The 26,609-nt window shown below is 31.7% G+C and carries 23 protein-coding genes, 2 tRNA genes and 1 pseudogene; 13 read left to right on the top strand and 13 right to left on the bottom strand.

The window, feature by feature from the left end; genetic code table 11:
- The first annotated feature begins 77 nt into the window (after positions 1–77).
- Positions 78–1,055, top strand: coding sequence for a D-cysteine desulfhydrase family protein (locus tag P8K68_RS09475; RefSeq protein WP_300250003.1), 978 nt, complete (start codon positions 78–80; stop codon positions 1,053–1,055).
- Between the two features lie 144 nt (positions 1,056–1,199).
- On the opposite strand, the gene P8K68_RS09470 is transcribed toward P8K68_RS09475, so the two are convergent.
- Positions 1,200–1,273 (bottom strand) — tRNA-Met (locus P8K68_RS09470).
- A 132-nt stretch (positions 1,274–1,405) separates the two neighbouring features.
- Here P8K68_RS09470 and P8K68_RS09465 point away from each other — a divergent pair.
- A complete protein-coding gene (locus P8K68_RS09465) occupies positions 1,406–1,798 on the top strand; it encodes an START-like domain-containing protein (protein WP_300250000.1) in 393 nt (130 codons plus the stop codon).
- A gap of 66 nt (positions 1,799–1,864) precedes the next feature.
- Positions 1,865–2,707, top strand: coding sequence for an aminotransferase class IV (locus tag P8K68_RS09460; protein ID WP_300249998.1), 843 nt, complete (start codon positions 1,865–1,867; stop codon positions 2,705–2,707).
- On the opposite strand, the gene P8K68_RS09455 is transcribed toward P8K68_RS09460, so the two are convergent.
- The 5 genes from P8K68_RS09455 to P8K68_RS09435 form a co-directional block, all read right to left on the bottom strand.
- Positions 2,704–3,264, bottom strand: a complete 561-nt coding sequence (locus P8K68_RS09455; RefSeq protein WP_300249996.1) for a YqgE/AlgH family protein — start codon at positions 3,262–3,264, stop codon at positions 2,704–2,706. The genes P8K68_RS09460 and P8K68_RS09455 overlap by 4 nt on opposite strands.
- A gap of 121 nt (positions 3,265–3,385) precedes the next feature.
- Positions 3,386–3,658: an HU family DNA-binding protein gene (locus P8K68_RS09450; RefSeq protein WP_300249994.1), complete on the bottom strand. Its 273-nt coding sequence runs from the start codon at positions 3,656–3,658 to the stop codon at positions 3,386–3,388.
- A 188-nt stretch (positions 3,659–3,846) separates the two neighbouring features.
- On the bottom strand, positions 3,847–4,794 hold the full coding sequence (gene fmt, locus P8K68_RS09445; RefSeq protein WP_300249991.1) for a methionyl-tRNA formyltransferase: 948 nt from the start codon (positions 4,792–4,794) through the stop codon (positions 3,847–3,849).
- 383 nt (positions 4,795–5,177) lie between these two features.
- A complete protein-coding gene (locus tag P8K68_RS09440) occupies positions 5,178–7,085 on the bottom strand; it encodes a RecQ family ATP-dependent DNA helicase (RefSeq protein WP_300249988.1) in 1,908 nt (635 codons plus the stop codon).
- Between the two features lies 1 nt (position 7,086).
- Positions 7,087–7,626: an ATP-binding protein gene (locus tag P8K68_RS09435; protein ID WP_300249986.1), complete on the bottom strand. Its 540-nt coding sequence runs from the start codon at positions 7,624–7,626 to the stop codon at positions 7,087–7,089.
- 337 nt (positions 7,627–7,963) lie between these two features.
- Between P8K68_RS09435 and P8K68_RS09430 the strand changes: the two genes are divergently transcribed.
- From P8K68_RS09430 to murA, 3 genes are all read left to right on the top strand, one after another.
- Complete coding sequence (locus P8K68_RS09430; RefSeq protein WP_300249984.1) at positions 7,964–8,257, top strand: DUF493 family protein; 294 nt, start codon at positions 7,964–7,966, stop codon at positions 8,255–8,257.
- 66 nt (positions 8,258–8,323) lie between these two features.
- Positions 8,324–8,974 carry a DUF4290 domain-containing protein gene (locus tag P8K68_RS09425; protein WP_300249982.1) on the top strand — a complete coding sequence of 217 codons (651 nt, stop codon included), beginning with the start codon at positions 8,324–8,326 and terminating at the stop codon, positions 8,972–8,974.
- Between the two features lie 6 nt (positions 8,975–8,980).
- Positions 8,981–10,288, top strand: coding sequence for a UDP-N-acetylglucosamine 1-carboxyvinyltransferase (gene murA / locus P8K68_RS09420; RefSeq protein WP_300249979.1), 1,308 nt, complete (start codon positions 8,981–8,983; stop codon positions 10,286–10,288).
- A gap of 111 nt (positions 10,289–10,399) precedes the next feature.
- Here the strand turns inward: murA and P8K68_RS09415 are convergent, their stop codons facing one another.
- The 3 genes from P8K68_RS09415 to P8K68_RS09405 form a co-directional block, all read right to left on the bottom strand.
- Complete coding sequence (locus P8K68_RS09415) at positions 10,400–10,783, bottom strand: hypothetical protein (protein ID WP_300249977.1); 384 nt, start codon at positions 10,781–10,783, stop codon at positions 10,400–10,402.
- A 102-nt stretch (positions 10,784–10,885) separates the two neighbouring features.
- The gene (locus tag P8K68_RS09410; RefSeq protein WP_300249975.1) at positions 10,886–11,524 is read right to left on the bottom strand and encodes an SGNH/GDSL hydrolase family protein; all 639 of its coding nucleotides are present in this window, start codon (positions 11,522–11,524) and stop codon (positions 10,886–10,888) included.
- Positions 11,525–11,736: 212 nt separating this feature from the next.
- Entirely contained in the window at positions 11,737–13,965 is a 2,229-nt protein-coding gene (locus P8K68_RS09405; protein ID WP_300249972.1) for a M1 family metallopeptidase, read from the bottom strand.
- A 214-nt stretch (positions 13,966–14,179) separates the two neighbouring features.
- Between P8K68_RS09405 and P8K68_RS09400 the strand changes: the two genes are divergently transcribed.
- From P8K68_RS09400 to P8K68_RS09390, 3 genes are all read left to right on the top strand, one after another.
- Positions 14,180–14,713 carry an inorganic diphosphatase gene (locus tag P8K68_RS09400; RefSeq protein WP_300249969.1) on the top strand — a complete coding sequence of 178 codons (534 nt, stop codon included), beginning with the start codon at positions 14,180–14,182 and terminating at the stop codon, positions 14,711–14,713.
- Positions 14,714–15,004: 291 nt separating this feature from the next.
- Entirely contained in the window at positions 15,005–17,413 is a 2,409-nt protein-coding gene (locus tag P8K68_RS09395; RefSeq protein WP_300249966.1) for a sodium-translocating pyrophosphatase, read from the top strand.
- Positions 17,414–17,496: 83 nt separating this feature from the next.
- Positions 17,497–18,492 (top strand): phosphatase domain-containing protein, encoded by a 996-nt coding sequence (locus P8K68_RS09390; protein ID WP_300249965.1) that lies wholly within the window; start codon positions 17,497–17,499, stop codon positions 18,490–18,492.
- A 90-nt stretch (positions 18,493–18,582) separates the two neighbouring features.
- On the opposite strand, the gene P8K68_RS09385 is transcribed toward P8K68_RS09390, so the two are convergent.
- Both P8K68_RS09385 and P8K68_RS09380 read right to left on the bottom strand, forming a co-directional pair.
- Positions 18,583–19,197 carry a deoxynucleoside kinase gene (locus tag P8K68_RS09385; protein ID WP_300249963.1) on the bottom strand — a complete coding sequence of 205 codons (615 nt, stop codon included), beginning with the start codon at positions 19,195–19,197 and terminating at the stop codon, positions 18,583–18,585.
- 3 nt (positions 19,198–19,200) lie between these two features.
- Positions 19,201–19,980: a hypothetical protein gene (locus tag P8K68_RS09380; protein WP_300249961.1), complete on the bottom strand. Its 780-nt coding sequence runs from the start codon at positions 19,978–19,980 to the stop codon at positions 19,201–19,203.
- 247 nt (positions 19,981–20,227) lie between these two features.
- On the opposite strand from P8K68_RS09380, the gene P8K68_RS09375 reads away from it, so the two are divergent.
- From P8K68_RS09375 to P8K68_RS09360, 4 genes are all read left to right on the top strand, one after another.
- The gene (locus P8K68_RS09375; RefSeq protein WP_300249958.1) at positions 20,228–21,088 is read left to right on the top strand and encodes a GLPGLI family protein; all 861 of its coding nucleotides are present in this window, start codon (positions 20,228–20,230) and stop codon (positions 21,086–21,088) included.
- 112 nt (positions 21,089–21,200) lie between these two features.
- A complete protein-coding gene (locus P8K68_RS09370) occupies positions 21,201–22,082 on the top strand; it encodes a GLPGLI family protein (protein ID WP_300249956.1) in 882 nt (293 codons plus the stop codon).
- 38 nt (positions 22,083–22,120) lie between these two features.
- The gene (locus P8K68_RS09365) at positions 22,121–24,862 is read left to right on the top strand and encodes a TonB-dependent receptor (protein WP_300249954.1); all 2,742 of its coding nucleotides are present in this window, start codon (positions 22,121–22,123) and stop codon (positions 24,860–24,862) included.
- 220 nt (positions 24,863–25,082) lie between these two features.
- Positions 25,083–25,164 (top strand) — tRNA-Tyr (locus P8K68_RS09360).
- 318 nt (positions 25,165–25,482) lie between these two features.
- Here P8K68_RS09360 and P8K68_RS09355 read toward each other — a convergent pair.
- Positions 25,483–26,106, bottom strand: a complete 624-nt coding sequence (locus P8K68_RS09355) for a tRNA (guanine-N1)-methyltransferase (RefSeq protein ID WP_300249952.1) — start codon at positions 26,104–26,106, stop codon at positions 25,483–25,485.
- Positions 26,107–26,266: 160 nt separating this feature from the next.
- Positions 26,267–26,473: pseudogene (locus P8K68_RS09350) on the bottom strand (glyceraldehyde-3-phosphate dehydrogenase); the annotation flags it as partial.
- Between the last annotated feature and the right edge of the window lie 136 nt (positions 26,474–26,609).

Genomic DNA, 26,609 nt, shown 5'->3' with positions numbered 1-26,609 from the left:
AATAACAAAATATTATAATGCATTTTTATTACTTCTAAAGATACTATATATTAGTATGAATTAAAAATTAGTAAAAAATGCTACCAGAAAAATATACCCTTGGATTTTTCCCTACACCGCTAGAAAGGTTGGGGAATTTATCAAAAATGTATCCAGATTATAATCTGTTTATTAAGCGAGATGATAATACAGGTTTAGCATCTGGAGGTAATAAAACAAGGAAGCTACAATATTTTATTCATGATGTGTTGGAAAAAGGTTCTGATACAGTTATAACAGCTGGAGCACAGCAATCTAATCATTGTAGGCAAACAGCAGCTGCATGTGCTAAAGCTGGTATAGAGTGCCATTTGCTTTTGGGAGGAAACCAACCTAAGAACTATGATGGCAACTTATTATTATCTCATTTGTTGGGAGCAAATATTCACTTTACAGGAGACAATAGAAAAGGAGAGGATTTAGAATTGCTAAAACATAAGTTAAACAAAAAAGGGAAAAAAGTTTATGATATTCCATATGGTGGATCTAACTTATTGGGAGCATTTGGTTTTGTGGAAGCGATGAAAGAGCTGAAGGAGCAATTGACTGATATGAATTTGAAAATGGATTATATTTTCTTCGCTTCTAGTTCTGGAGGGACTCAAGCGGGACTAAAACTTGGTATTGATTTATATGAATTAGATATTAGTTTAATGCCTATAAGTATTGATAAATTGGGATATGGAGACAAGACTTTGGATGAAGCTGTACTTGAACTACTTTTGGAAGGGCAAAGGTTATTTAGATTAAAAAAGGAGTACTCAATTAAGGATGCTACGTTGATTAGGGGCTATGATTCTAAAGGCTATGGTATAGTAACTACATATGAGTTAAAAGCAATAAAAACCTTGGCACAATCAGAAGGTATTTTGCTCGACCCCGTTTATTCTGGTAGAGCATTTTATGGTATGCTAGACCATCTTAATAATAGTAAATTAAATAAAAACACAAATGTTTTGTTTTGGCATACAGGGGGATTGCCAGCAAATTTCTATTATTCTAAAGAATTAACATAAGAAAATAACAGGGTTTCATAGAATTTAATGTTATATGATTTAATATGGAATATGTAATTAAAAAAGAACCGTTTGTTGTACCTATGTTGTACCTGAAATAAAAAACCCAAGATTCATATCTTGGGTTTTCCCTTGGTTTCTGTGTAGCGAGAGGGGGGCACGATCCCCCGACCTCCGAGTTATGAATCCGACGCTCTAACCAGCTGAGCTACCTCGCCATAATTTAAGGCTGCAAATATAAAAACAATATTGTTGTATGCAAATAGAAGTAGAGGAAAATATTATTAAAAATTTTAGTAGAACTTATCAATTAATGTATATATTGAGCATCATAAATTTTAAACACGCATATGGACGATAAAGTTAAATTTGAAATAGAATTTCCTATTCATGCTTCGCCACAATTATTATATCAATATATATCAACACCATCGGGTTTATCTGAATGGTTTTCGGATAATGTAAATTCTCGGGGAGAGTTATTCACCTTTATTTGGGACGATAGTGAAGAACAAGCTAAGTTACTTAATAAGAAAACCGGAGAACGCGTAAAATTTAGATGGCTTGAAGATGAAGAAGATGGATTAACTTGTTTTTTTGAAATTAGAATCCAAGTGGATGAAATTACTAAAGATGTATCATTAATGGTTACGGATTTTGCAGAAGATGATGAGGTTGATGAAGCAAAAATGTTATGGACTAATCAAATTTCTAGTTTAAAGCAAGTATTGGGTTCTGCCTAACTCTAAATAGTATATTTTCAATTATATTTGTCCCGCTTTTCAAACAAATGATAGCGGGATTTTTTTATGATAAATTTTAACGGCACACTTTTAGAAAATAATACTATTTTATCAACTCAAAATAGAGGATACGCTTATGGTGATGGTCTATTTGAAACCATAAAGGTTGTTAGTGGTAAATTACTTTTTTGGGAAGACCATTATTTTAGATTAATGGCTTCTATGCGTATTATGCGTATGGAAATACCCATGAATTTTACTATGGAATTCTTGGAAGACCAAATTCATAAAACCTTACAGGCTAATAAAACACTCAAAAAATCATCAAGAGTTAAATTACAAGTTCATAGAAACGAAGGTGGTTTTTACACACCAACAACAAACGCTATTAGTTTCGTGATTTCAGTACAACCTATTTCTGATGATTTTTATTTATTAAATGAAGATTTTTATGAAGTAGATTTGTTTAAAGATTATTATGTGTCTCCTAGCTTACTATCAACTTTAAAAACAAATAATAAGGCTTTAAATGTTGTTGGAAGTATTTATGCCAAAGAGAATAATCTGAATAATTGCTTGTTGCTTAATACAAACAAGCATGTTGTTGAAGCGCTTAATGGTAATATGTTTTTAGTAAAAGGATATACGATTAAAACAGCTCCATTGACTGATGGTTGCTTAAAAGGCGTTATGCGTACACAACTTATAAACATCATTAAAGTATTACCAGAATATGAGTTGGTTGAAGACTCAATATCTCCGTTTGAAATTCAAAAAGCAGACGAAATGTTTATTACTAATGTGATTACTGGTATACAACCTGTAAGTAAGTATAGGAAAAAGATTTTTGGAAATGAAGTGTCTAAATTATTGCTTCAAAAACTGAACGTAAAAATAAGGTTGGCTTAGTTGTAACTTGGATTTTCTGGTGCGTTAGACCAAATGCTGTATTCTCCACCAAATTCTAGCATTTTTTCCTTCCAAAACGTCTCATAATCCTTTTCAATGATATTTTTTTTATAAACATTTTCAGTCACTACCCAGGCATTGGATTTAAGTTCATTTTCTAATTGGCTAGACTCCCAACCTGAATAACCTAAGAAAAATTTAATATCATTTTCTTTTATAGTATCATCTTTTATAAGCTCTGCAACTTTAGAAAAATCGCCACCCCAAAAAATACCTAAAGAGATTTCAATACTGTTAGGGATTAATTGTGGGATTTTATGTATAAAATATAAGTTGTCTTGTTCTACAGGTCCGCCGTTGTAAACTTTAAATTTGGCTTCAACCTCGGGGATTAAATCATTTATGTTGTACTCTAGGGGTTTATTAAGTATAAAACCAATAGAACCTTCTTCTGAATGGTCTGCAAGAAGTACAATGGAGCGGTTAAAAGAAACGTCGCCAATAATTGCAGGCTCAGCAATTAATAAATCTCCTTTTTTGGGTTTTGTTGTAACCATATTTTGAGCAATTAATAACTAAATCTAATATTTATTTATTTAAAATGCAACTCTTAAAGCGATATATAAAAAAAAGCCTCCATTATTATGGAAGCTTTTAATATTTTAAAGGCGTAAATAATTAGTTTACTGCACTTGATAAATCAGATCCAGCTTTAAACTTTACTACGTTTTTAGCTTTGATTTTGATAGTAGCTCCAGTTTGTGGGTTTCTTCCGTCTCTTGCAGCTCTTTTAGAAACTGACCAAGAACCAAAACCTACTAAAGAAACTCTGTTTCCTTTTTGTAAAGCACCTTCAATTTCAATTAAAGCACATTCTAATGCTTTTTTTGCTGCTGCTTTAGTAATTCCAGCATGTTCTGCCATTGCGTCAATTAAATCTGTTTTGTTCATAATATAAAATTTAGTAATTAATAAATCGGTTAAACATTTTTGTTAAATCCTTTACAAATTTATACGGATTATGCAACCACGCAAGTAATGGCAAGGGAAAAACCCTGTTTTGTTGATAACTTACGGCATTTGTTAATAAAGAAAGTGCTTTTTATCGATATTTTGATAGTATCAATAGGCATAAGGGTTTAGAGCATTTTAGCATTATTACTAAAAGTATAGCCATTTAAAAGTGATTTTATATCCATAGCACGCTTTCCTGGGAGCTTAATTTCTTTAATAATCAGGTAACCTTCTGCTACCGCTACCTTTAAATCTTTTTTTGATGCTATAATAGTTCCTGAATCAAAAGCATGGTTTTCAAATTCCTTTTCAGCTTTGTATATTTTTACATCTAGTTTCTCTTCATCATTTATTAAGGTGCACCAAGCCGCAGGGTATGGCGATAGGCCACGTATGTGATTATAGATGTTGTCTATGGAATCCTTCCAGTTAATTTTACAATTATCTTTATTTAGCTTATAAGCTGTTTTTATATTTTTAGTGTCTTTTTGTGGTATTGTTTTTACTTTATTATGTTCTATGGCATGTACGGTTTTTAAAACTAATTCACTGCCACTATCCATTAACTTATCATGCAGACTTCCAGCATTTTCATGAGATTCAATATCAATTTCTTTTTGAAAAATCATATCGCCAGTATCAATTTTTTCATCAATAAAGAAGGTGGAAACACCAGTTTTCGTTTCGCCATTTATAACAGCCCAGTTTATGGGCGCTGCACCACGGTAATTTGGTAATAAAGAGGCGTGTAAATTAAACGTACCATATTCTGGCATTTGCCAAACCACTTTTGGAAGCATTCTAAAAGCTACCACAATTTGAAGGTTTGCACCAAGTGCTTTTAGTTCCTCAAGGAAACTTTCGTTTTTTAAATTTGTAGGCTGAAGGATTGTTAATTTTTTAGATTGCGCATATTTTTTCACAGCACTTTCATTCAGTTTTCTTCCGCGTCCTGCAGGTTTGTCTGGTGCGGTAATAACACCAACTATATTATAGTTATGCTCAACTAATATTTTTAATGTGGCAACAGCAAAATCTGGTGTGCCCATAAATACAATGCTTAATTTTTTCATCTCTTTTTTATTTTTTTAATTTGGGCGTTACCCGAAAAGGGTCGGGCTTTACGTTGCAAGTCCTCGCACTTCCTTCGTCAGGCTGTGGGCTTTCCTCTGCAATCCCTAACGCATCTGTTTGTTAACTTCTGTTTTTAATTAGAATAATTATATTTTTGGAGAGGTTCGTTTAATGTTTTTACGGATATGAAATTGTATTATTACTGAAACAAATTCAGTACAGATGTTTTATATCCAACGTTAAACGAAGGTACCAGAAATTTTATACAAAGTCAAGTAGCGCACTAAATTACTGCCCAGTTTATAGAAGGTGATCCTTTAGTTATATTTTTTTCGTTTTTACTTTTTTTTTCTTTTTTTTTGTCAAATGCCCATTATGGACTTTATAAATGACTTAATTTATAGGTGTTTGTTTGAGTAATACTTATAATTTGGTGCTCTAATAATAGTTTTAAAACGGTTTTCATGTCCTGTTCTTCGCAATCTAAATGCGATAATAAAACTCTAGAAGATTGATCTCCGTTTTCTAATAATTCTATAATTTGATTTCTAATACTTTTTAAATCTTGTGGTTTCTTTTTTTGTTCTTTTGAATTTAAACAAACAGAACAAATCCCACAAGGTTCAGGATTTTTTTCTCCAAAATAGGCGAGGAGTTGCATGCTTTTACAAACCGAGTCATTTTCGGTATAATCAAGCATGGCTTTAACTTGTTGTTGTTTTAGTTTGTTTTGTTGTTCTATTATTTTTGCGATTCTATTTATTGTTTTATCATCTTCTCTAGGTTCAATAAAAGTAACTTGTGCATCTGTTTTTGCTAAATTTAGACTAATAACTTTGTCTTCTTCTAGTTGTTGAAGTGTTTTAATTAGTACAGGTTCTGAAACCGATGCTTTTTTAGTAATTTTTGATAAATCAATTTTAGTAATATGATCGAAAACACCACCATAAAGTCGCAAGATTGATTTTACGATAATACCATAATTTTGATGGGTTTCAAGGTAATTGAAAAGCGATTTGTTTGATGTTATAAATTGAATAGTTACTTTGTTTTTGAATTGTTTTGATAAGGTGATAATACTATTTCTGTCTAACAATAAAATAGCGTTATAGCATAATATAGAACTAAAATTATAGGTTTTACAGAAGGTATTAAAGTCAAAATTGAAAGTTAAATACTCTCCTTCACCATAAGAAATTTGAAAATAGTTACACAACTTTCTATACACTTGTTTCACTAAATTGACTGTAGGTAAAACACTTAAAAATTGATTTTTAATTAAAGATTCGTCACTTTTATTTTTTAATATAATGGCAAATGCCTTTTCGCCATTTCTTCCAACTCTTCCGGCTTCTTGAAAATAACTCTCAATACTTTCGGGCAAATTTAAATGAATAACCGTTTTTACATCAGGTTTATCAATACCCATACCAAAAGCATTTGTAGCTACCATAACTTGGTTTTGGTTGTGCAACCAAGCGGTCATGTTTTTATCTTTTTCAATATTTGAAAGCCCACCGTGGTAATAAGTTGCAGTAATATTTTTTGAATTTAAAAACGCACTAATGTCTAAGGTTAGTTTTCTGTTTCTTACATATATGATTGAAGATTCGGCGTTTTTTTTCAAAATAGTTTCAAGACGATAATATTTATCGTTTTCATGAAATACCATATAGGCTAAATTTGGCCTTACAAAAGATTTCCTGAAAATTTTTGGATTTATAAAATCGAGTTCTTTAACAATATCTTGAACTACATCTGGTTTTGCTGAAGCAGTAAGCGCTACCACATTAACGCTAGGTTGTAATTGCCGTAATAGTGTTATGTTTTTATAAGCGGGTCTGAAATCACTTCCCCATTGCGAAATACAGTGTGCTTCGTCTACAGCAATAAGATTTACGTGCATTTGCCTGATGCGACTTTGTACTAATTCCTGTTGTAAACGTTCTGGTGAGAGGTATAAAAACTTGTAGTTTCCGTAAATACAATTATCTAATAAGGTGTCTAAATCCTTATAGCTTATACCACTTGTAATAGACATGGCTTTAATACCTTTGTTATTTAGGGCTTGCACTTGGTCTTTCATTAGTGCAATAAGTGGCGATATAACGATGCATATGCCTTTTTTTGCTAAAGCCGGTATTTGAAAACAGAGCGATTTTCCGCCACCTGTTGGTAGTAAAACAAAGGTATCTTCCCCATCAATAACAGCGTTGATTATGGCTTTTTGTTCGGGTCTGAAACTGGTGAATTTCCAATAACGCTCTAATATATTAATAGGATGTTCCATATTAGATACATAATGTTTTTAGAATAAAATCTGTTCTGTTTTCAACAGTATCAAAAGGGACATCAACTAAATTATAATTGTAAGATTGGTAGGTATCTATTAAATGATTGTGAATTTTTAGGGCTTGATCAAAGTTTTCGTAACGTTCATTATCACTAGTATAAATGGCTTTCCAGGGTTTTAAAACAAATATAGAATCGTATGTTGATTTTTTGCAGGCTTCAATAAAATCATCAGGATAGGAATCTCCAATATAATCCATGTATGCTAATACATCTGGAATACCTCTATCGAAAAAAACGGTTTTATTTTTATAACTATCGGCATTAATAAATTGTTTTTGTCTGCCTTTTAAAAGCAGTTCGCTAAATACTAAAGGGTTGTTTAAAAATAGCTGATCTATACCTTGTTTTTTTGCATCTAAAGTGATTTGACGCGAAATTTCTTCAAGACAGGTGTAACCTCTTTTAATGAGTTCATTAATTAATGTAGATTTTCCTGTACCTGGGCCACCAGTAATGACTATCTTTTTAGTGTTCAATGATGTTATATTTGACGTAAAAATCGGAATTAAAATGATGAAATAAAAGGAGAAACCTAACTATTACAAAAGGGCTATACATTTAGTTGACTCTTTTTGTTGGCTGATGCATGCGCTAGGGATTGCAGTGGCATCCTTTTTGTGAAGCTTTTAAAAGGTATAATTTTTAATGAAACACCATTTTAGTTGATTAAAGAGATTCCGAAACTAGTTTGGGACTGCTTTGCAGAAAGATATAACGGAAAGCCCGACCCTTTTTAGGGTAGCGCCCAAATAATTAATAGTTTAATTTTAAAATGTATTTTGGTACCGTATATTTGCACTTTATTTTATATTTATGAGCACACCTCCAAATTCTGAAGAATTCTATAAAAAATTGAAATCACAGTTGCATGATACTGCGCTTTGGCCAACAGCATATTTATATAAATTTATTGTGCTTTCTGATAAAGAAAAGATAAAACTAATTGAGGATATTTTTAATCATTTAGGTGCTGTTATTGAGACTAAAGCATCTAAAAACGGCAAATATACCAGTGTGTCTATTAACGTTAGAATGAAAAACCCAGACGCTGTAGTTGAAAAGTATAAGGAAGTTGCAGAAAAAGTTGAAGGGGTTATAAGTCTTTAATTATTTTTTGTATTTTGCGCATGCACAATAACTACGTGCAACAACAATTAACTCTACACATTTATTTTGATAGATAATTTAGAATACAACACAGAGCGTGAACATTTAATCATTCCAGAGTACGGACGCCATATTCAAAAAATGATTAATCATGCTAAAACACAAGAAACAAAAGAGGAACGCAATAAGGTAGCTAAAGCCATAATTTCTGTAATGGGTAATATGCAACCACACTTAAGAGATGTTCCTGATTTTCAGCATAAACTTTGGGATCAACTTTTTATAATGGCTAATTTTGAATTGGATGTAGATTCGCCTTACGAGAAGCCAACAAAAGAGGTGTTTGAAGAACGTCCAGAAGTATTAGAGTATCCGCAAAATTTTCCAAAATATCGTTTTTACGGAAACAATATTAAGACTATGATTGATGTTGCTAACACTTGGGAAGAAGGCGAGCTTAAAGAAGCGCTTACTTATACCATAGCCAACCACATGAAAAAGTGTTTTTTAAATTGGAATAAAGATACGGTTGAGGATGCTGTTATTTTTGATCACCTTTTTGAACTTTCAGGAGGTAAAATTAATTTGAAAGACTCTACAGAAGCTTTGTCTGAATCATCAAGTTTGTTGCGTACAAAAGGGAAATATTCTGGTAGCAGTAGCAAAAAACCGCACCACAAAAAGAGTTCTAGTAACCGCCAAAGAAAACGCTACTAATCAAACATGGGAACATTTAAAATTGAAGGTGGTCACCAATTAAAAGGGAAAATACAACCCCAAGGTGCCAAAAACGAAGCATTACAAATTTTATGTGCCGTTTTACTAACTCCAGAGCTTGTTACTATAAATAATATACCAGATATTGTTGATGTAAATAAACTTATTAGTTTACTAAAAAAACTTGGAGTAAAGGTTGAAAAACTTGGTATTGGCTCTTATAGTTTTAAAGCAGATAATGTAAATTTAAAATATTTAGAGTCTGATCAATTTAAAATTGATGGGCGTGGTTTACGTGGTTCTATAATGATTGTTGGTCCGCTTTTAGGGCGCTTTGGGAAAGGGTATATACCTAAACCTGGAGGCGATAAAATTGGCCGTCGTCGTTTAGATACGCATTTTGAAGGTCTTATAAAATTAGGAGCAAAATTTAGATATAGTAGAGAAGACCAGTTTTATGGTGTTGAAGCCGATAAACTAAAAGGTACATACATGTTGCTTGAAGAAGCATCGGTAACAGGAACAGCAAATATTTTGATGGCTGCTGTTTTAGCTGAAGGACAAACTACTATTTACAATGCCGCTTGCGAACCTTATTTACAGCAATTATGTAAAATGCTTAATAGAATGGGCGCCAAAATTAGTGGTGTAGGTTCTAATATGTTAATTATTGATGGTGTAGAGCATTTAGGTGGAACAGAACATAGAATGCTTCCTGATATGATTGAAATAGGGAGTTGGATTGGTCTTGCTGCCATGACTAAAAGTGAACTAACCATAACTAATGTATCGTGGGATGATTTAGGATTGATTCCAGAAACGTTTAGAAAATTAGGGATTACTGTTGAAAAGCAAGGGGATGATATTCATATTCCTGCACATACCGATGGCTATGAAATACAAAGTTTTATTGATGGTTCTATTTTAACGATCTCTGATGCACCTTGGCCAGGATTTACTCCAGATTTGTTAAGCATTATTCTTGTTGTAGCAACGCAAGCTAGAGGAAGTGTTTTAATTCATCAAAAAATGTTTGAAAGCCGTTTGTTCTTTGTGGATAAACTCATAGATATGGGAGCAAAGATCATACTTTGCGATCCACATCGTGCTACAGTTATTGGTCATGATTTTAAATCTACGCTTAAAGCAACTACAATGACTTCTCCAGATATTCGTGCTGGTGTTTCATTATTAATTGCTGCGCTATCAGCAAAAGGAACATCAACAATCCAGAATATAGAGCAGATAGATCGTGGTTATGAACATATTGATGTGCGTTTACGAGCTATAGGCGCTAGGATTGAGCGTATATAATTTTGTTGTGTTTTAAAATTTGATGTTATAATTGAAATGAAATAATAACAAGTATCTTTTTTAGGTTTAATAAAAACTTGTTTTTTTGATTACTTTGAAGACATGTTTGCGCTATTTTATTTTTATCATTTCTAATTCTAAATCTTCTAATTGAATGTCATTACTTTTAGAAATGCACTTATAGCCGTCATTAAAAGTTTCATAAATATAAATCTCAAACACATGTCCAATAGCATGTTTCATATTATTTTTTGAAACACTTTTGCAAGTTAATTTTAAGTTACAATCAGATTTCCATTCAACTTGACTGGTTATTTCTGTTCCTGTTTTACTGTTAATTTCGACTTGAACAGAATCTGTTCTTGAAATGGTCCATGCTGCGTATTTAGGATTAGAATATTTAAATTTTCCTGTTTTAAAATCCTTGCAGGAACTATTTTGGCAGAAAACAGTTAGGGTAACTAAAAGTGAAATAACCGTTAGGTAGGTTTTCATTTTTTTAAGGAATAGGTTGGTTACTATCAAAGATAGCTTTTTTTTACTATATAAAAATATAAATATAAATATAAAATATATTTTTGTAATCAAAATCGTATATTATCCCTCTTGCCTTAAATGTTTCAATACATTATTTAAAATAATTTTAGCAGCAACTTCGCTTCCTTTTTTTGATGGATGAAAATTATCAACACCATAATAGTCAAACTTTTTTGACGACTCAAAATAATGTTTCCAATGCTTTCCAACAGGACATAAAATGGCATCATTTTCTACAGCAGCTATTTCATAATTTTTTATCACATCATCAAAAGTGTCATAGTTTTGTAATGATGGCCAAACCATAAAATAGGCTAGTAGCGCTTTATTTTCTTTACAAATAGCATTATATTTTTTACCATAATCAATTAATATTTGTCTTCCCTTAGATTGCGATGAAGGCCCTTGCTGAATTATTACAACGTCATATTTTTTACTTCTTATAAGATTTTGGACTTCCCCTTTTTTCCAATGGTCAGAAATGGCATAGTTAGGTAATGTAATCATTTCGGTTTCAATATTATAACCCGAATATTTTGCTTTTGTTTTTATTATTAAAGGTAGATTATTAGTGGAAGTTAAACTATTACCGATGAATAATAGGTTGTAAGTCTCTTTATTTATCTGTCCTTCGGCATGAAACACAAAGGACAAAACAAAAGTGATTAAAATAAAATATTTAGATACCGTATGAACCATATTGCTAAAAATTGATTTTAGATTCTTAAATAAATACATAAACTTTATTTATGTATTTCATAAAAAATATAAATAAAAATATATTAATAATACGTACTATATTTGCTTAAGGAAATATAAAAAAGTTTAGTTAAAATTTAGTTTAGTTTAGTTTAGTTAGTTTGAATTTAGTTTAATAAAATCCGTGACTTATCACGGATTTTATTTTTTAGTTATTTTTTGTTTTTTTTGTCTTTGAAATTTTCAAAATCTGATTTTAAATCTTCTTTGGGAAAGCTATTGTTTTTCATATTGGTATCAGCAAATTCAAAATTAGGATCTAAATTTATTTTGCTAACTTCCTTTTCTTTAATGAAAGTTTTCTGAATTTTATATTCATTTCGTCTCCATATATCTGCTGGTAAAGTATCTATTTCTGAGCTGCCATCTGTAAAAATCCATTCAATGCTAACGGGCATTACGAGTCCGCCTAAATTTTTAATAGTAACTTCATAAATGTTTTTTCCAGATAATTGTTTACGTATTTCAGGTTCATCAATTCTGGATAAAAACTGCCCATAAGCATCGTCTGGAGTAGAAGTCATAGTAATTATTTCTGGGCCATTTGAAAAATCGTTAGCTTCTGTTCCAGCAGTATAATTATTCGCAGTAATTTTTATTTTTTTAGTACTTTTTTGATCTTCAATATTCGAATTCTTTTCAAAAACTTTAAACCACTTTACGCTACTTAATTCCATATCTACATTATCAGTAGTAAAAAACCAACCTCTGTAAAACCAATCTAAATCTGTTGCTGTAGCATCTTCTAGTGTTCTAAATAAATCACCTGGATTTGGGTGTTTATATTTCCAACGGTTAGCATATTCTTTAAAGGCTTCATCAAAGAGTTCTTTTCCAACAACAGAGTTTCTTAGAATTTGCAAGCCAACTGTTGGTTTTAAATAGAAATTGGCACCAAATTGCGACATGAGTTCATTATCAGAATTTGTCATTATTGGTCTTAATATGTTTTTGTCACCACTCATAAAAGGGACAATACTTTTTGGAGTTACGCTATTAAAATCTGGGTAGCGTTCTGCAATTGTTCTTTGATGCAGGAAGGTGTTTAAGCCCTCATCCATCCACATCCATTTACGTTCATCAGAGCTTACAATCATAGGAAACCAATTGTGTCCAACTTCATGAATTATAGTACCTATCATCCCTTGTTTTGCCGCATCACTTATTTTTCCATTAATAGGTCTTCCACCATTAAAACTAATCATAGGAAACTCCATTCCAATATTTGAAGTATTAACAGAAATACAAACAGGGTAAGGGTAATCAAAGGTAGCTTCAGAGTATACTTCGAGAGCGTGCATTATCGCTTTTGTAGATGATTCTTGCCATACCGGTAAGCCTTCTTTTGGATAGAAAGACATTGCCATAACCGTATTTGTTGATAATTTTACAGCTTGTGCATCCCAAATAAATTTTCTTGAAGAAGCAAATGCAAAATCTCTAACATTTTTAGCATTAAATTTCCATGTTTTTTGTTTTGTAGATTTTTGTTTTTCGTTAGCTTCAGCTTCATCTTTTGTAATAATCATTATAGGTTTATCAAAGGATTTTTTCGCTTGTTCTAATCTTTTACGTTGTGTTTTTGTTAATACAGATTCTTCATTTTGAAGGGTTCCTGTAGATGCAACAATATGATCTTCTGGCACCGTTATTTCAACCTCATAATCTCCAAATTCTAGGGCAAACTCTCCTAGTTTTTGAAATTGTTGGTTTTGCCAACCTTCTGTATCATTATAAACAGCCATTCTGGGAAACCAATGCGCAATAAGGTAAACGGTATTATCATCTTCTGGAAAATATTCATATCCTTCTCTTGATAATAAGTACATACTCCTGTCAGTAATAGGATAAGACCAAGCAATAGAAAGTTTAGTAGATTCACCAGATTTTAAAAGTGTATTTAATTTAACCTTCATCATGGTGTTATTAACCACGGTTTTTATGTTTTTACCATTTTCATCTTTTACATGTTTTATTGAGTATCCTGCAGGGAAATCAATAGTTCTGGTAAGAAACTGCATGTTTCTTGAGGTCATAGAATCTTTCATTTTATTATTGATGCTACCAAAATCTTCATTTTCTTTTTTGTTTACATTCTGTTCAAGCTGAATCCATAAGTAGCTTAAATCGTCGGGTGAATTATTGAAATAAGTAATCACTTCTTCTCCAAAGAGGGTGTTTGTTTTTTCGTTAAGAACTGCTTTTATTTTATAATCTGCACGCTGTTGCCAATACGCCTTTGTAGGAGCGCCACTAGCATTTCTATAAGAGTTAGGAGGTGCAATCATGTTGTCTATAGGCTCAAATTTTCCTTGCCAAGGTTGGTTTTGAGCGTTGATATTAAAAAAGAATAAGAAAAGTAAGAATGTTAACGTACGCATGATTCTATATTTATCTAAGTTAGTCCTGCACAATATAACAAATATTGAGTCGAGATTTTATGAATTATTGAATATGATTATGTTAAAATTATACTTATGAAAAAATATATTTAAGCTTGATGTAATTGTTGCTAAAGGCCAAAGTGTTCAGTACATTTGCATTCTTAATATTAAATTGAATAACCTTGTTATAGGGTTTTTAAAATATATTTATATGAGTGATAAAAAGAAAAAAGTGGTGTCTTTTGATGTCTTAATTGAAATACCAAAAGGAAGTAGAAATAAATATGAGTACGATTTTACGTTGCATAAAATTAGGTTTGATAGAACCCTGTTTTCTTCAATGATGTATCCAGGAGACTACGGTTTTATTCCTGAAACTTTAGCACTAGATCAGGATCCATTAGATATTTTGGTATTATCTACTGAGCCGTCTTACCCTATGGTTGTAATGGAAGTAAGACCAATTGGTGTGTTTCATATGACAGATGAAAAAGGACCAGATGAGAAAATTATTTGTGTACCAGTATCAGATCCTGTTTGGAGTAAAAGAAGTGATATTGCCGATTTAAATCCACATAGATTAAAAGAGATTGAGCACTTTTTTCAAGTATATAAAGATTTAGAGAAGAAAAAAGTTGATACAGGTGGTTGGGGAAATGCTGAAGAAGCTATTAAAATTTACCATGAATGTGTTGCGCGTTATGATAATAGTGACCATAAAAAGAAGCGAACTTTTACTATATAATTCCGCTCTTAAATAGAATGAAAAAACATCTTAATACATATTAAGATGTTTTTTTTTTGTCTGATTTTGAAATTTAATGTATTGTTTTCAACTATTAAAACATTGGTTTAGTATGTTAAAATTCAATAGTACATCCTAAAAAAACTAACAGATGTCATAGTATTCAGAATATTATAATTTAATGGCTTATTAAATATATAATCTTTAGTATATATAGGCTTTTTTTATCACTTATATTTTCATATTTTCGTCGAGTTAAAAAAAAATAATTAATTTAAAACTGACTAACTAATGGAATTAATAGTAAAATTTTTACCTCTTTTTGGAGTTGTAGCTTTGATTTTCGTTTTTCTTAAAAGCGGATGGGTTTCTAAACAAGACGTTGGTAATGAAAAAATGTCACGTATAGCTAAAAATATAGCAGATGGTGCTATGGCTTTTTTGAAAGCTGAATACAAGGTTTTAGCAATTTTTGTAGCTGCAGTAGCAGTCTTATTGTATTTTAAAGGTGTATCAGAAGTAGGCTCTAGTGGTATGGTAGCTGTATCATTTATTGTAGGCGCCATTTGTTCTGCTTTAGCAGGATTCATTGGAATGAAAGTAGCAACCAAAGCAAATGTTAGAACTACGGAAGCTGCAAGAACATCACTTGGGCGTGCATTAGAAGTGGCGTTCGCTGGTGGTGCAGTAATGGGCTTAGGTGTTGTAGGTTTAGGTATTTTAGGATTAAGTGGTTTATTTATGCTATACCAAGGTATATGGCCTGGAGCTGAAAATTTAGGAATGGTATTAAATGTACTTTCAGGATTTTCTTTAGGTGCTTCATCGATAGCTTTATTTGCAAGAGTTGGTGGTGGTATTTACACAAAAGCAGCAGATGTTGGTGCCGATTTAGTTGGTAAGGTTGAAGCTGGTATTCCAGAAGATCATCCTTTAAACCCTGCAACTATTGCTGATAACGTTGGTGATAATGTTGGAGATGTGGCTGGTATGGGAGCCGATTTATTTGAATCTTATGTAGGTTCTATTATAGGTACCATGGTATTAGGTGCTTTTATTTTAACACCAGATTTTAGTGGTTTAGGAGCTGTTTACTTGCCTTTAGTGCTTGGCGCTGTAGGTATCATCATGTCAATCTTAGGAACTTTCTTTGTTAAAGTAAAAGATGGTGGAAATCCACAAACCGCATTAAACATTGGAGAATTTGGTTCTGCAGGTTTAATGGTTGTGGCATCTTATTTCATAATAAATGCATTAATTCCAGAATCTGTTGAAGGTTTACCTTTCGGAGCAATGGGGGTATTTTGGGCAACCATTGCTGGATTAGTCGCTGGTTTAGGTGTTGGTAAAATAACAGAGTACTACACAGCTACAGGAAAAAAGCCTGTAATGTCTATTGTAGCGCAATCAGAAACTGGAGCGGCTACAAATATTATTGCTGGTTTAGGTGTTGGTATGATGTCAACAATGATTCCTATTCTTCTAATTGCTGCTGCTATTATGGTATCACATCATTTTGCAGGGTTATATGGTATTGCTATTGCAGCGGTAGGAATGTTAGCAAATACAGGGATTCAGTTAGCAGTTGATGCATACGGACCAATTTGTGATAACGCAGGAGGTATTGCTGAAATGGCAGAATTACCAAGTGAAGTTAGAGAACGTACTGATAAATTAGATGCTGTTGGTAATACAACTGCAGCAGTTGGAAAAGGATTTGCTATTGCTTCTGCAGCGTTAACCGCTTTAGCATTATTTGCAGCTTTTATGAAAACAGCAGGTGTTACTGCTATTGATGTTTCTCAGCCTAAAATTATGGCTGGACTATTAGTTGGTGGTATGTTACCATTTGTATTCTCAGCGTTGTCAATGAATGCTGTTGGTCGTGCGGCCATGGCAATGATTGAAGAAGTAAGACGTCAGTTTAGAGATATTCCAAAATTAAAAGCGGCTTTAGAAGTTATGAGAGCTGTTGACTCTGATATGACTAAAGCGACAAAAGAGCAAAGAGCAATTTTTGATGCAGCTGATGGTGTAGCAGATTATGGAAAATGTATTGATATTTCAACTAAAGCGTCTATTAAAGAAATGGTATTACCAGGTTTATTAGCTATTGCTGTTCCTGTTGCCGTTGGTTTTTTAGGTGGTGCTGAAATGTTAGGAGGGCTTCTTGCAGGTGTTACTACTTGTGGTGTGCTTATGGCTATCTTCCAGTCTAATGCTGGTGGTGCTTGGGATAATGCAAAGAAAACTATTGAAGAACAAGGTAAAAAAGGAACTGATGCCCATAAAGCAGCAGTTGTTGGAGATACTGTAGGAGATCCTTTCAAAGATACTTCAGGGCCTTCTTTAAATATTTTATTAAAATTAATGTCGGTTGTAGCATTAGTAATTGCTCCAAGTATTGCAATATCTGCGGATGATGTAACTGCATATGCGAACAATACAAATGTTGCAGAACAAGTTGAAGTTTCAAAAGAAGTTAAAGTTGAAATGATAAAAAATGATGATGGAACTACCAAAGCAATAGTTACTACAGTAACCACTAAAAATGAAGAATCATCTACAGCTTATGAAACTTTCGAAGGAACTGACGCTGAAGTTAAATCTAGTATTAATGCTTTAAAAGATAATGGTAAAGACATTATAGTTGAAAGTAAAAAGATCGTAAAACAGATTGAGGAAGAAATTGTAAACTAGTTTCTCTTATCTTTTTCTAAGAATAAAAAAAACCACGCAGTAAGCGTGGTTTTTTTGTATTTTTAAACGGAATTGAAACACTTATGTTTAAGAAAGACCCACTTCAAATTATTGCTTTTCAAACTTACGGTACATCTAACCATTTTTATATACGTGGTCGTGCTTTGGAAGATGAAACTATTAATTTAGAGCAAAAGGGTTTGTTTGGTTTGCTTATTAATTCATGGAAACGCTTTGAGAGTGATGAAATTAAACATACCGAACTCAAGATTACGTTGCCTAACGGAATGGTTATAAACACTGTTTCAGATAATCAAGGTTATTTTAAGGTTGATGAATATGTTGATGGATTGAGTACATTAGCTAATGATGAAGGTTGGCTTAACTTTGAAATTGCTTATAATGATGTTAATATCAAACGCAGTATTCAAAACTCAAATCGATTTCCAGGCAAATTATTAATACCGAGTACTCAAGCTCAATTTGGAGTAATAAGCGACATTGATGATACCATTATTCATACGGGTGTAGTATCAATGCTAAAATGGAAAGTATTGCTCAATAGTATTTTTAAAAGTGCTGCTAGTCGAATCCCATTAGAAGGCGCAGCAGCGTTTTATCATAAATTACAACTGGGCAAATCCGGAGAAAACACTAATCCGATTTTTTACGTGAGCCATAGTCCTTGGAATTTATACCGCTATCTGGATTTTTTTTTAAAACAGAATAGTTTTCCCAAAGGGCCTATCTTACTGAGAAGTTTTAAGGATATATTTAAAAGGAAATCTGGTAATCGTCCACAAAAACATATAGAAATTGTAAATATTTTAAAAACCTATCCAAAGTTAAAGTTCATTTTGATTGGTGATAGTGGTGAGAATGATGCCGATATTTATATGGATGTTGCAAATGAATTTCCATCTCAAGTTGCTGCAATTTATTTGCGCAGTGTTAAGCATAAAAAGAAAATGCTACGTATAACATCGCTTTTTAAAGACTATAAACAAATACCTGTTTTGTTAGTTGAAACTAGTAGTCAAGCAATTACTCACGCAAGAAAACATGGGTTTATATCTTAGTAGGTATTCTACGAATAAAGAATTGATTGCATATAATATCATTAGGAATTTCAGTGGAAAGCTCGACCCTTTAGGGTAACTCTCAAAACTCTAGAAAAGTCCGTTTATTTCCGCATCAATGGTGTTTATTACGTTACCTAGATCTTCAGGGTTATCTACAAAATTTAAATTATCTACGTCAATAATTAGTAGTTTTCCTTTATCATAGCCATGTATCCAAGCTTCATAACGTTCATTCAACCTACTTAAATAATCAATACTAATAGAATTTTCATAATCACGCCCTCGTTTATGAATTTGAGATACCAGATTAGGAATTGAGCTTCGAAGGTAGATTAAAACATCTGGACCTTGAACAAGAGATTCCATTAAATCGAAAAGGGATTTATAGTTTTCAAAATCGCGATTTGTCATTAAACCCATAGCGTGCAAGTTAGGAGCGAAAATGTTTGCGTCTTCATAAATGGTTCTATCTTGAATAATGTCTTTTCCACTCTGACGAATTTGTAGTACTTGGCGAAATCTGCTATTTAAGAAGTATACTTGTAAGTTGAAACTCCAGCGTTCCATTTGATTATAAAAATCATCTAAATATGGATTGTCTACAACATCTTCTAATTGCGCTTCCCATCTATAATGTTTGGCTAATAATTTTGTCAGGGTTGTTTTTCCAGCACCAATATTTCCGGCAATAGCAATATGCATAGTTTACTTAATTTTTAATTCAAATTTTTCTAAGATTTCGCTGTTGTAAATATACAAGGTTTCGTTGGTTACAAAAAACTGATTTATCAACAAATTTGGAGTTATAATGGGTAATATTTTTTCTTGATTTCGCTTCAATAAGAATAAGGTGTTACCTTTTTTTAAGATAACGTTTTCATTGCTTTCAACTAAAGCGGTATAACCGTCGTTTTTTACTTTTTTCAATAGACTTCCAAAATAATTATATATATACAAAAAGTTTTCTGTAAGTAAATAGCAGTAGTTGTAATTACTTTTTAAATCGAGAACGCCACTTTGTACTGGTACTGTTTGTGCCCGTATAGTTTGGGATTTATAGTCGAACAATTCTAGTTTTTGAAAGTCTTGATTAAAAATCCAAATGGTGTTATCATGACCTGTTGAAATATGCGAAACGTTTTTATAATCAGTAAGTGTATTGAAGTCTATTTTAAATACTTCTGCTAATCGATTATCAAGTATAATTACGGTATTAAAATCTTTGTAAAACAGATTGATTTTTAGCGGATTAAAAGTGTTTGCTGAATGTAATGTGCCTAATTGTAAATTGTTATAAGTGATGGTTTTGTTTTCAGTTTTTTTATATATTACATCATTAGTTAAGTAATATGTTGTGCCAAAATTATCTATAGATATTAGCTTTTCGGCGTTTAAATTTGATTTATTAATGAGTTTTGCTACAATAGATTCTTGTGCGAATATTGAAACCGAAAAGAAAAGAAAGATGTAATACGTATATTTCATTGCGGTTTGAAAAGTACAAAAATCAAACCACTTTTTGCAAATTAACTTAAGGCCGTAATCTCGAATATTTATAATTCAATATTATTATTATTATTATTATTATTTGTTTTAGACTTTTTTCTGATTTTAGTAGTATATGCATCCAAGTACGAGTCATGCCAAGAATTAAGGATAATTTTCTTTATTTAGAGATAACAAAATATAATGTTTAATTATTCATTATATTTGTTAAACAAAACACTTTACAATGAAAACTATTATAATCAAATTTGCTTTTTTATGTTTCATCATATTAGCATCATTCTCATCACAGGCACAAGATTTTCAAGGTAAAGCATATTACTTTTCAAAATCAACATTAGAGCTAGGAGCTTGGGGTGCTAAACTAAGTGCTCAACAAAAGAAACAAGTAGCTGAACGTTTAAAAAATAGATTGGAAAAGACATATATACTAACCTTTAATATAGAGGAATCTGTATTTAAGGAAGATGAAAAATTAGATGCCATATCGGGAGCGACTGATTCTTGGGGCAAGAATTTCACACCAGGTCTTCAATATAAAAATGTAAAAACAAATACATTATTACAAGAACAAGAGTTTTATGGTAAGAAATTTTTAATTAAAGATAAAATTCAGGCTTTACAGTGGGTTATGGGCTCTGAAACAAAGACCATAGGACAATATACCTGTTTTAAAGCGGTAAGTGTAATACCTAGTTCTGAACTAAATTGGTGGGCTTTTTCTTGGGATAAGCTCAGAAAAAGTGAAAAAACAAAGCAAGTAGATTCAACGAATAGCATGGTTAATAAACCTAATATTGAAGCGCAGATAGATACTATAGAAATGACACAAATAGAAGCTTGGTATACACCGCAGATACCTGTAAGTCATGGCCCTTTGGAATATTGGGGATTACCAGGCTTAATTTTAGAAGTGAGTGTAGGCGATACTGTAATGCTATGTTCTAAGGTTATTATTAACCCAAAAGAGAAAACAAAAATTGAAGCTCCAAACAAAGGTAAAGAAGTTTCCAAAACGGAATACCAAAATACGATCATGAATAAAATGCAAGAGTTCAGAGATAACCGAGGGAGAAGAAGACGTTGATAGTTCATTTTTTGTAAAAAGTAAATAACCATTTTAACTAAAAATTAACGAATTAGTTTTAAACTTAAAGTTAATAATTTAGTCTAAATGCACATATTACATTTTTATAATTATGAAATTAATACCTTATAAATTATCAATTCTTTGTTTTGTTCTACTCATTTCTTCCTCAGCAAATACCCAGGAATTTCAAGGAAAAGCATATTATTTCTCAAAAACTACTATGGACATGAGTCGTTTTAATCGAGGAGGTCAAATGAGCGAACAACAAAAAAAACAGATAGAAGCACGTATGAAATCTTGGTTAGAAAAGACATACATTTTAACCTTTGATAAAGAAGAGTCTATATTTAAAGAAGATGAAAAATTGTCATCACCAGTAAATGGAAGAGGCTCTAGTTTTTTTGGTAGCAGTTTTTCGCCAGGGGCACAGTATAAAAATATAAAATCGCGTACGTTTATTCAAGATCAAGAGTTTTTTGGAAAGCAATTTTTAATTAAAGAAGACATGCAACCTTTGGAATGGAAGATGGGAACTGAAACCAAACAAATAGGGCAATATATGTGTTTTAAGGCTACAGCTAAAAAGGTTTCTACAGAGATTGATATGTCACCTCCAAAACGAGGAAATAATAAAAGAAACTCAGATTCTTTTAATGTTAAAGATTCTACTAATCTAAAAGAAATAATCAAAGAAGATGAAACGCCTAAAATGGTAGATGTTATTGCTTGGTATACGCCACAAATACCTGTAAGCCAAGGGCCATCAGAGTATTGGGGTTTACCAGGTTTAATATTAGAAGTAAGTGCTGGTAATACCGTAATGCTTTGTTCTAAAATTGTAATAAATCCGAAAGAAAAAACTGAAATCGAAGCACCAAAAAAAGGTCAAGTTGTAACTAAACGCGAATACAACGAAATCATTACCAAAAAAATGGAAGAGTTTAGGGGAAATCGAGGAAGAAGTGGAGGAAGACCAGGAGGAGGTAGATAAATAAAAAGATTTTTAATAAAAATAGAACTAACCAAATAATGATAAACAAATTAATTTTCGTTACCCTACTTTTTGCAATCAACATCACATTTTCACAAGTTAAATTTCAAGGTATTGTAAAAGATAGTATTGGAGACGCTCTTGAGTTAGCAAATGTTATTGCTATTAATCAAGACACTAAAACATTACAATCTTACGGCATTACCAATCAAGATGGGCGTTACAGATTGAATTTGTCAAAAAACACATCTTATAGTATACAAGTAAGTTATATTGGTATGAAAACGTTTACTGAAACGCTATCAACAAAAGAAGAGGATATTATAAAAGATATTGTTTTAGAAGCCGATAACGTATTAGATGCTGTAGAATTAACCTATGAAATGCCCGTTACAGTAAAAGGCGATACATTAGTATATAACGCAGATTCTTTTAAAAATGGAACCGAACGAAAACTTGAAGATGTTCTGGAAAAATTACCTGGAGTTGAGATAAATGATGATGGACAAGTTGAAGTAGAAGGAAAAGTTGTAAATAAATTGATGGTAAACGGAAAGGATTTTTTTGATGGTGATACCAAGTTAGGCATAAAAAATATTCCTTCAAATGCGGTTGATAAGATTCAAGTATTAAGAAATTATTCTGAAGTTGGCCAATTAAGTGGTGTTACTAACAATCAAGATAATGTTGCATTAAATATAAAACTTAAAGAAGGAAAGGAAAACTTTTGGTTCGGTAATGTAACTGCTGGTAGTGGTGCGTCTCCAGATAATGAACTCTATTTGTTACAGCCCAAATTATTTTATTACAGTCCAAAATTCAGTTTAAATTTTATTGGAGATTTAAATAATACTGGCGAATTAGCATTAACTCGAAGAGATCTAAGAGGTTTTGGTGGCGGTTTTAGAGCCCCTAGCCGAAGCAGTGGTACAAGTATTAATTTGGGAGATAACGGTCTTGATTTTCTAACCACACAAAACAATGCCCTAGAAATTGAAAATAAACTTGCCGCTACAAACTTTAGTTACTCACCTAGTCAAGGTTTAGATATTAGTGGTTTTGCAATCTATAATAGTAGTAGAATTTTATCTAAAGAAGTTCGTTTTGTTCAATATACAGATTCAGATATTGGTATTCCAGATGAAGCTACCGAGCAAAATAGTAAAGAGCGTTCTAATCAAGGCTTATTAAAACTAAGTGCTGCATATAAGCCTAATATTAACAATCAATTGGATTATGATATTTTAGGACGTTTCTCAAAAGATGTACAAACTCAAAGTCTTTTTTCGTCTGTTTTAGGGAGTACAGAACAGTCAGATGAAGTTACCCCTTTTAGTATCAATCAAAATATAAATTATTATTACACCCTTAATGAAACAAATATTTTTGCTTTTGAAGCCCAACATTTAATAAAAAATGAAGATCCGTTTTACAATGCCTTATTAGTGAATGATCCTGATAATAACGATGAGTTAAATCCAAATGATAGGGATGGGTTTGATACTACAGCTGAAGCGATTGGATTTGTAACGACTTTAGATAATTATGATATAGGTCAAAACAGACGTATAAAATCCAATCAAATAGATGCTAAGTTGGATTATTATAACATCCTTAATGCTAAAAGTAACATAAACATCACACTAGGAATTATTTTGAGCCGTCAAGAATTTAACTCTAATATTTTTCAATTTTTAGATGATGATTCTCAATTTGAACCTACACCAACATTTAATGATGGTCGCGCAACAAACGATACTGAATATAATTTTAGTGATGTGTATTTAGGCACACATTATACTCTAAAATTAGGCATATTTACATTTACACCAGGATTTTCTTTACATGCCTACGGAAATAAAAACAGTCAGTTTGGAGATACGTTTGAAGATAATTTTTTTAGATTTTTACCAGATTTTGAAACCCGCATTCAGTTTAAAAAGAGTGAAAGTTTAACGCTTCGATACCAAATGCGAAACCAATTTACAGATGTTACACGATTAGCACAGGGTTTGGTGTTTAATAACTTCAATAGTATTCAATTTGGTGAGCCAGACCTGCAAAATGCTTTATCACATAATGTGAGTTTATTTTATAGGAGTTTTAATCTTTTTAATTATACTAACGTTTTTGCGCGTTTATCATATAATAAAAATATAGATCAGATACGAGGGTTAACTAATTTTGAAAACGTGATTAGAACAATCACATTTTTCAACTCTAATTTTGCAGATGAAAGTGTTTCAGCAAACGGACGTATACAGCGTACTTTTGGGAAATTAAGAGCAGGACTTTCTACTAATTTTAACTATAGTAAAATTAATCAGTTTATTCAAAACAGACAATCCTTAAATGAACGCTTTACACAAACCTACACACCAGAATTACGTACCAATTTTAGGGAAGCGCCAAATGTAAGATTAAGATATCGCTATAGTATTTCAGATAATAATCAAGGCTCTAATTCCACAAAGTTTGTTACCAATGCACCATCTATAGATTTTGATGCTTACATCTGGAAATCATTAACGTTTCAAACAGATTATACCTATACCAATCAAGATGATGGTGTGAATCCATCACAATCTTTTGAAACATGGGATGCCTCATTATCGTATAGAAAAGATGAAGACTCTAAATGGGAATATGAAGTTAAAGCCACTAACTTATTAGATATCGATTCAAGAATAAGAAATAGTGCTAATAATTTATCTGTAATTAATTCTGAGACCTTTATACAACCACGATTTATTTCGTTTAGAGTACGTTATGAGATATAGGTATAAAAAGTTAAAGATACACCCCTAAAGTCCCCTCAAGTGGGCAACTTATTAAGTTTAATATTACTATTGTTACCTCGAGGGGATTTTAGGTGTATAAAATTATTAAACGCTTTCAGATACTAAAACAAGGCTTCATTACAAATAATAATTTTTATACTAAATTTTCATATTTCCTTTTGCAGAATTAAGAAACAATAATATATTTGCGGTCAGTTTTGGGGAGATACTCAAGCGGCCAACGAGGGCAGACTGTAAATCTGCTGACTACGTCTTCGCAGGTTCGAATCCTGCTCTCCCCACTTAACTCGAAAAGTCTGCTTTGGCAGACTTTTTTTGTTTTCAAAAAAGACAAAACTTGTTTTAGGCTTTTCTGAAAACAAAAAATGTGTAGCTGTGATAACAGCGTTACTTTTCATTTTCACGAGAGGGGAATTAGGATATTTAATCCTGCTCTCCCCACGGATAAATAGAAAAAGCAAGCTAAATAAAAAGCTTGCTTTTTTGTTTAGTTGGTTTTTCTATTTTCAAAACGTAGTTTTTCAGGACGGTACATCGTCATAAAAAAATCTGTAACGTGCAATTACAGATTTTTATATGGATACAGAAAAAACAGTATGTTATCCTTTTTTCTGTTTGTTAATTTCATCTTGTAATTGGCGTCTTACTTTTTGCTCACGCTCTAAAGCTGTTCTTCGGTGCTCGTCAAATTCTTCTTCAATTTTAGCTAAATTATGATTGGCTTCTCTTGTTATGGCATTACTATTTTTAAACTTGTAAATAAAGAAAAGAAGTAGTGCTAATAGGCCCCCAATAATAGCCCACATAAGCACATTATAATTAGTTTTGCTCATTTGCATACCAAATAAAGCCATGTTGTTTTTCTCGGAATTCGTTTTATCTAATTCTACTTTAGTATTAGAAAGATTAGATTTTAAATCTGCTATTTCTTTTGCTTGATTTTTAACTACAGCCTGTGTTTCAGCCAAATTTTTATGAACCGTATTTAAAGAATCTTTAGTATGTGCTCTTAAAGCTAGAAACATACTGCGTTTTACTGCTTCATAAGGTTGTCCGTTTGTACCTTTAAAATTCCCTGATTTTCTAAGAATATATTCAAATTGATTATCAATAGAACTTTCGTATAACGATAAAGTATCGTCGTTGTCTTTTGTTTGAGAAAATGAGGTTACGCTAATTAAACAAGTAAATACTATAAAAAATAATGATTTGATAGGATTCATTTTTAAATGGATTTATTGGTTGTAATTGGTTTGCGAATTTATAAAATATTGTTTATTAATTGATTATAAATCATAAAAAAGCCTCATTCGATAGAGGCTAATTTATATACGATTCAAAATTGAATTTAGATTTTGAGAGTAAGTTTTAATTAAATGTATTTCAATAATACGTATAACGTCTTACTTTAGCTATATATTTTGCAAGCCTAATAACTTGATGACTGTATCCATATTCGTTATCGTACCAAATATACAATAAGACGTTTTTTCCATCTTTTCGAACTATAGTGGCTTTGCTATCATAAATTGAAGGAGCAGAACATCCAACAATATCACTAGATACCAATTCGTCACTTAACACATATTTTCACTAGTGTCCACTAAAAATTAAACAAAGTTCTTTGAAATTATTGTAAGTCTGTATTTTAAGTCTCATTTTGAAGCGTGACGATTTGAAATGAATATTATGTTCGTAATTCAAAATTACGAAAATGAATCAAGGC

The sequence above is a fragment of the Algibacter sp. genome (assembly GCF_029245835.1).
Lineage (GTDB): Bacteria > Bacteroidota > Bacteroidia > Flavobacteriales > Flavobacteriaceae > Algibacter_B.
This window is presented reverse-complemented; position numbering and strand designations above follow the sequence as displayed.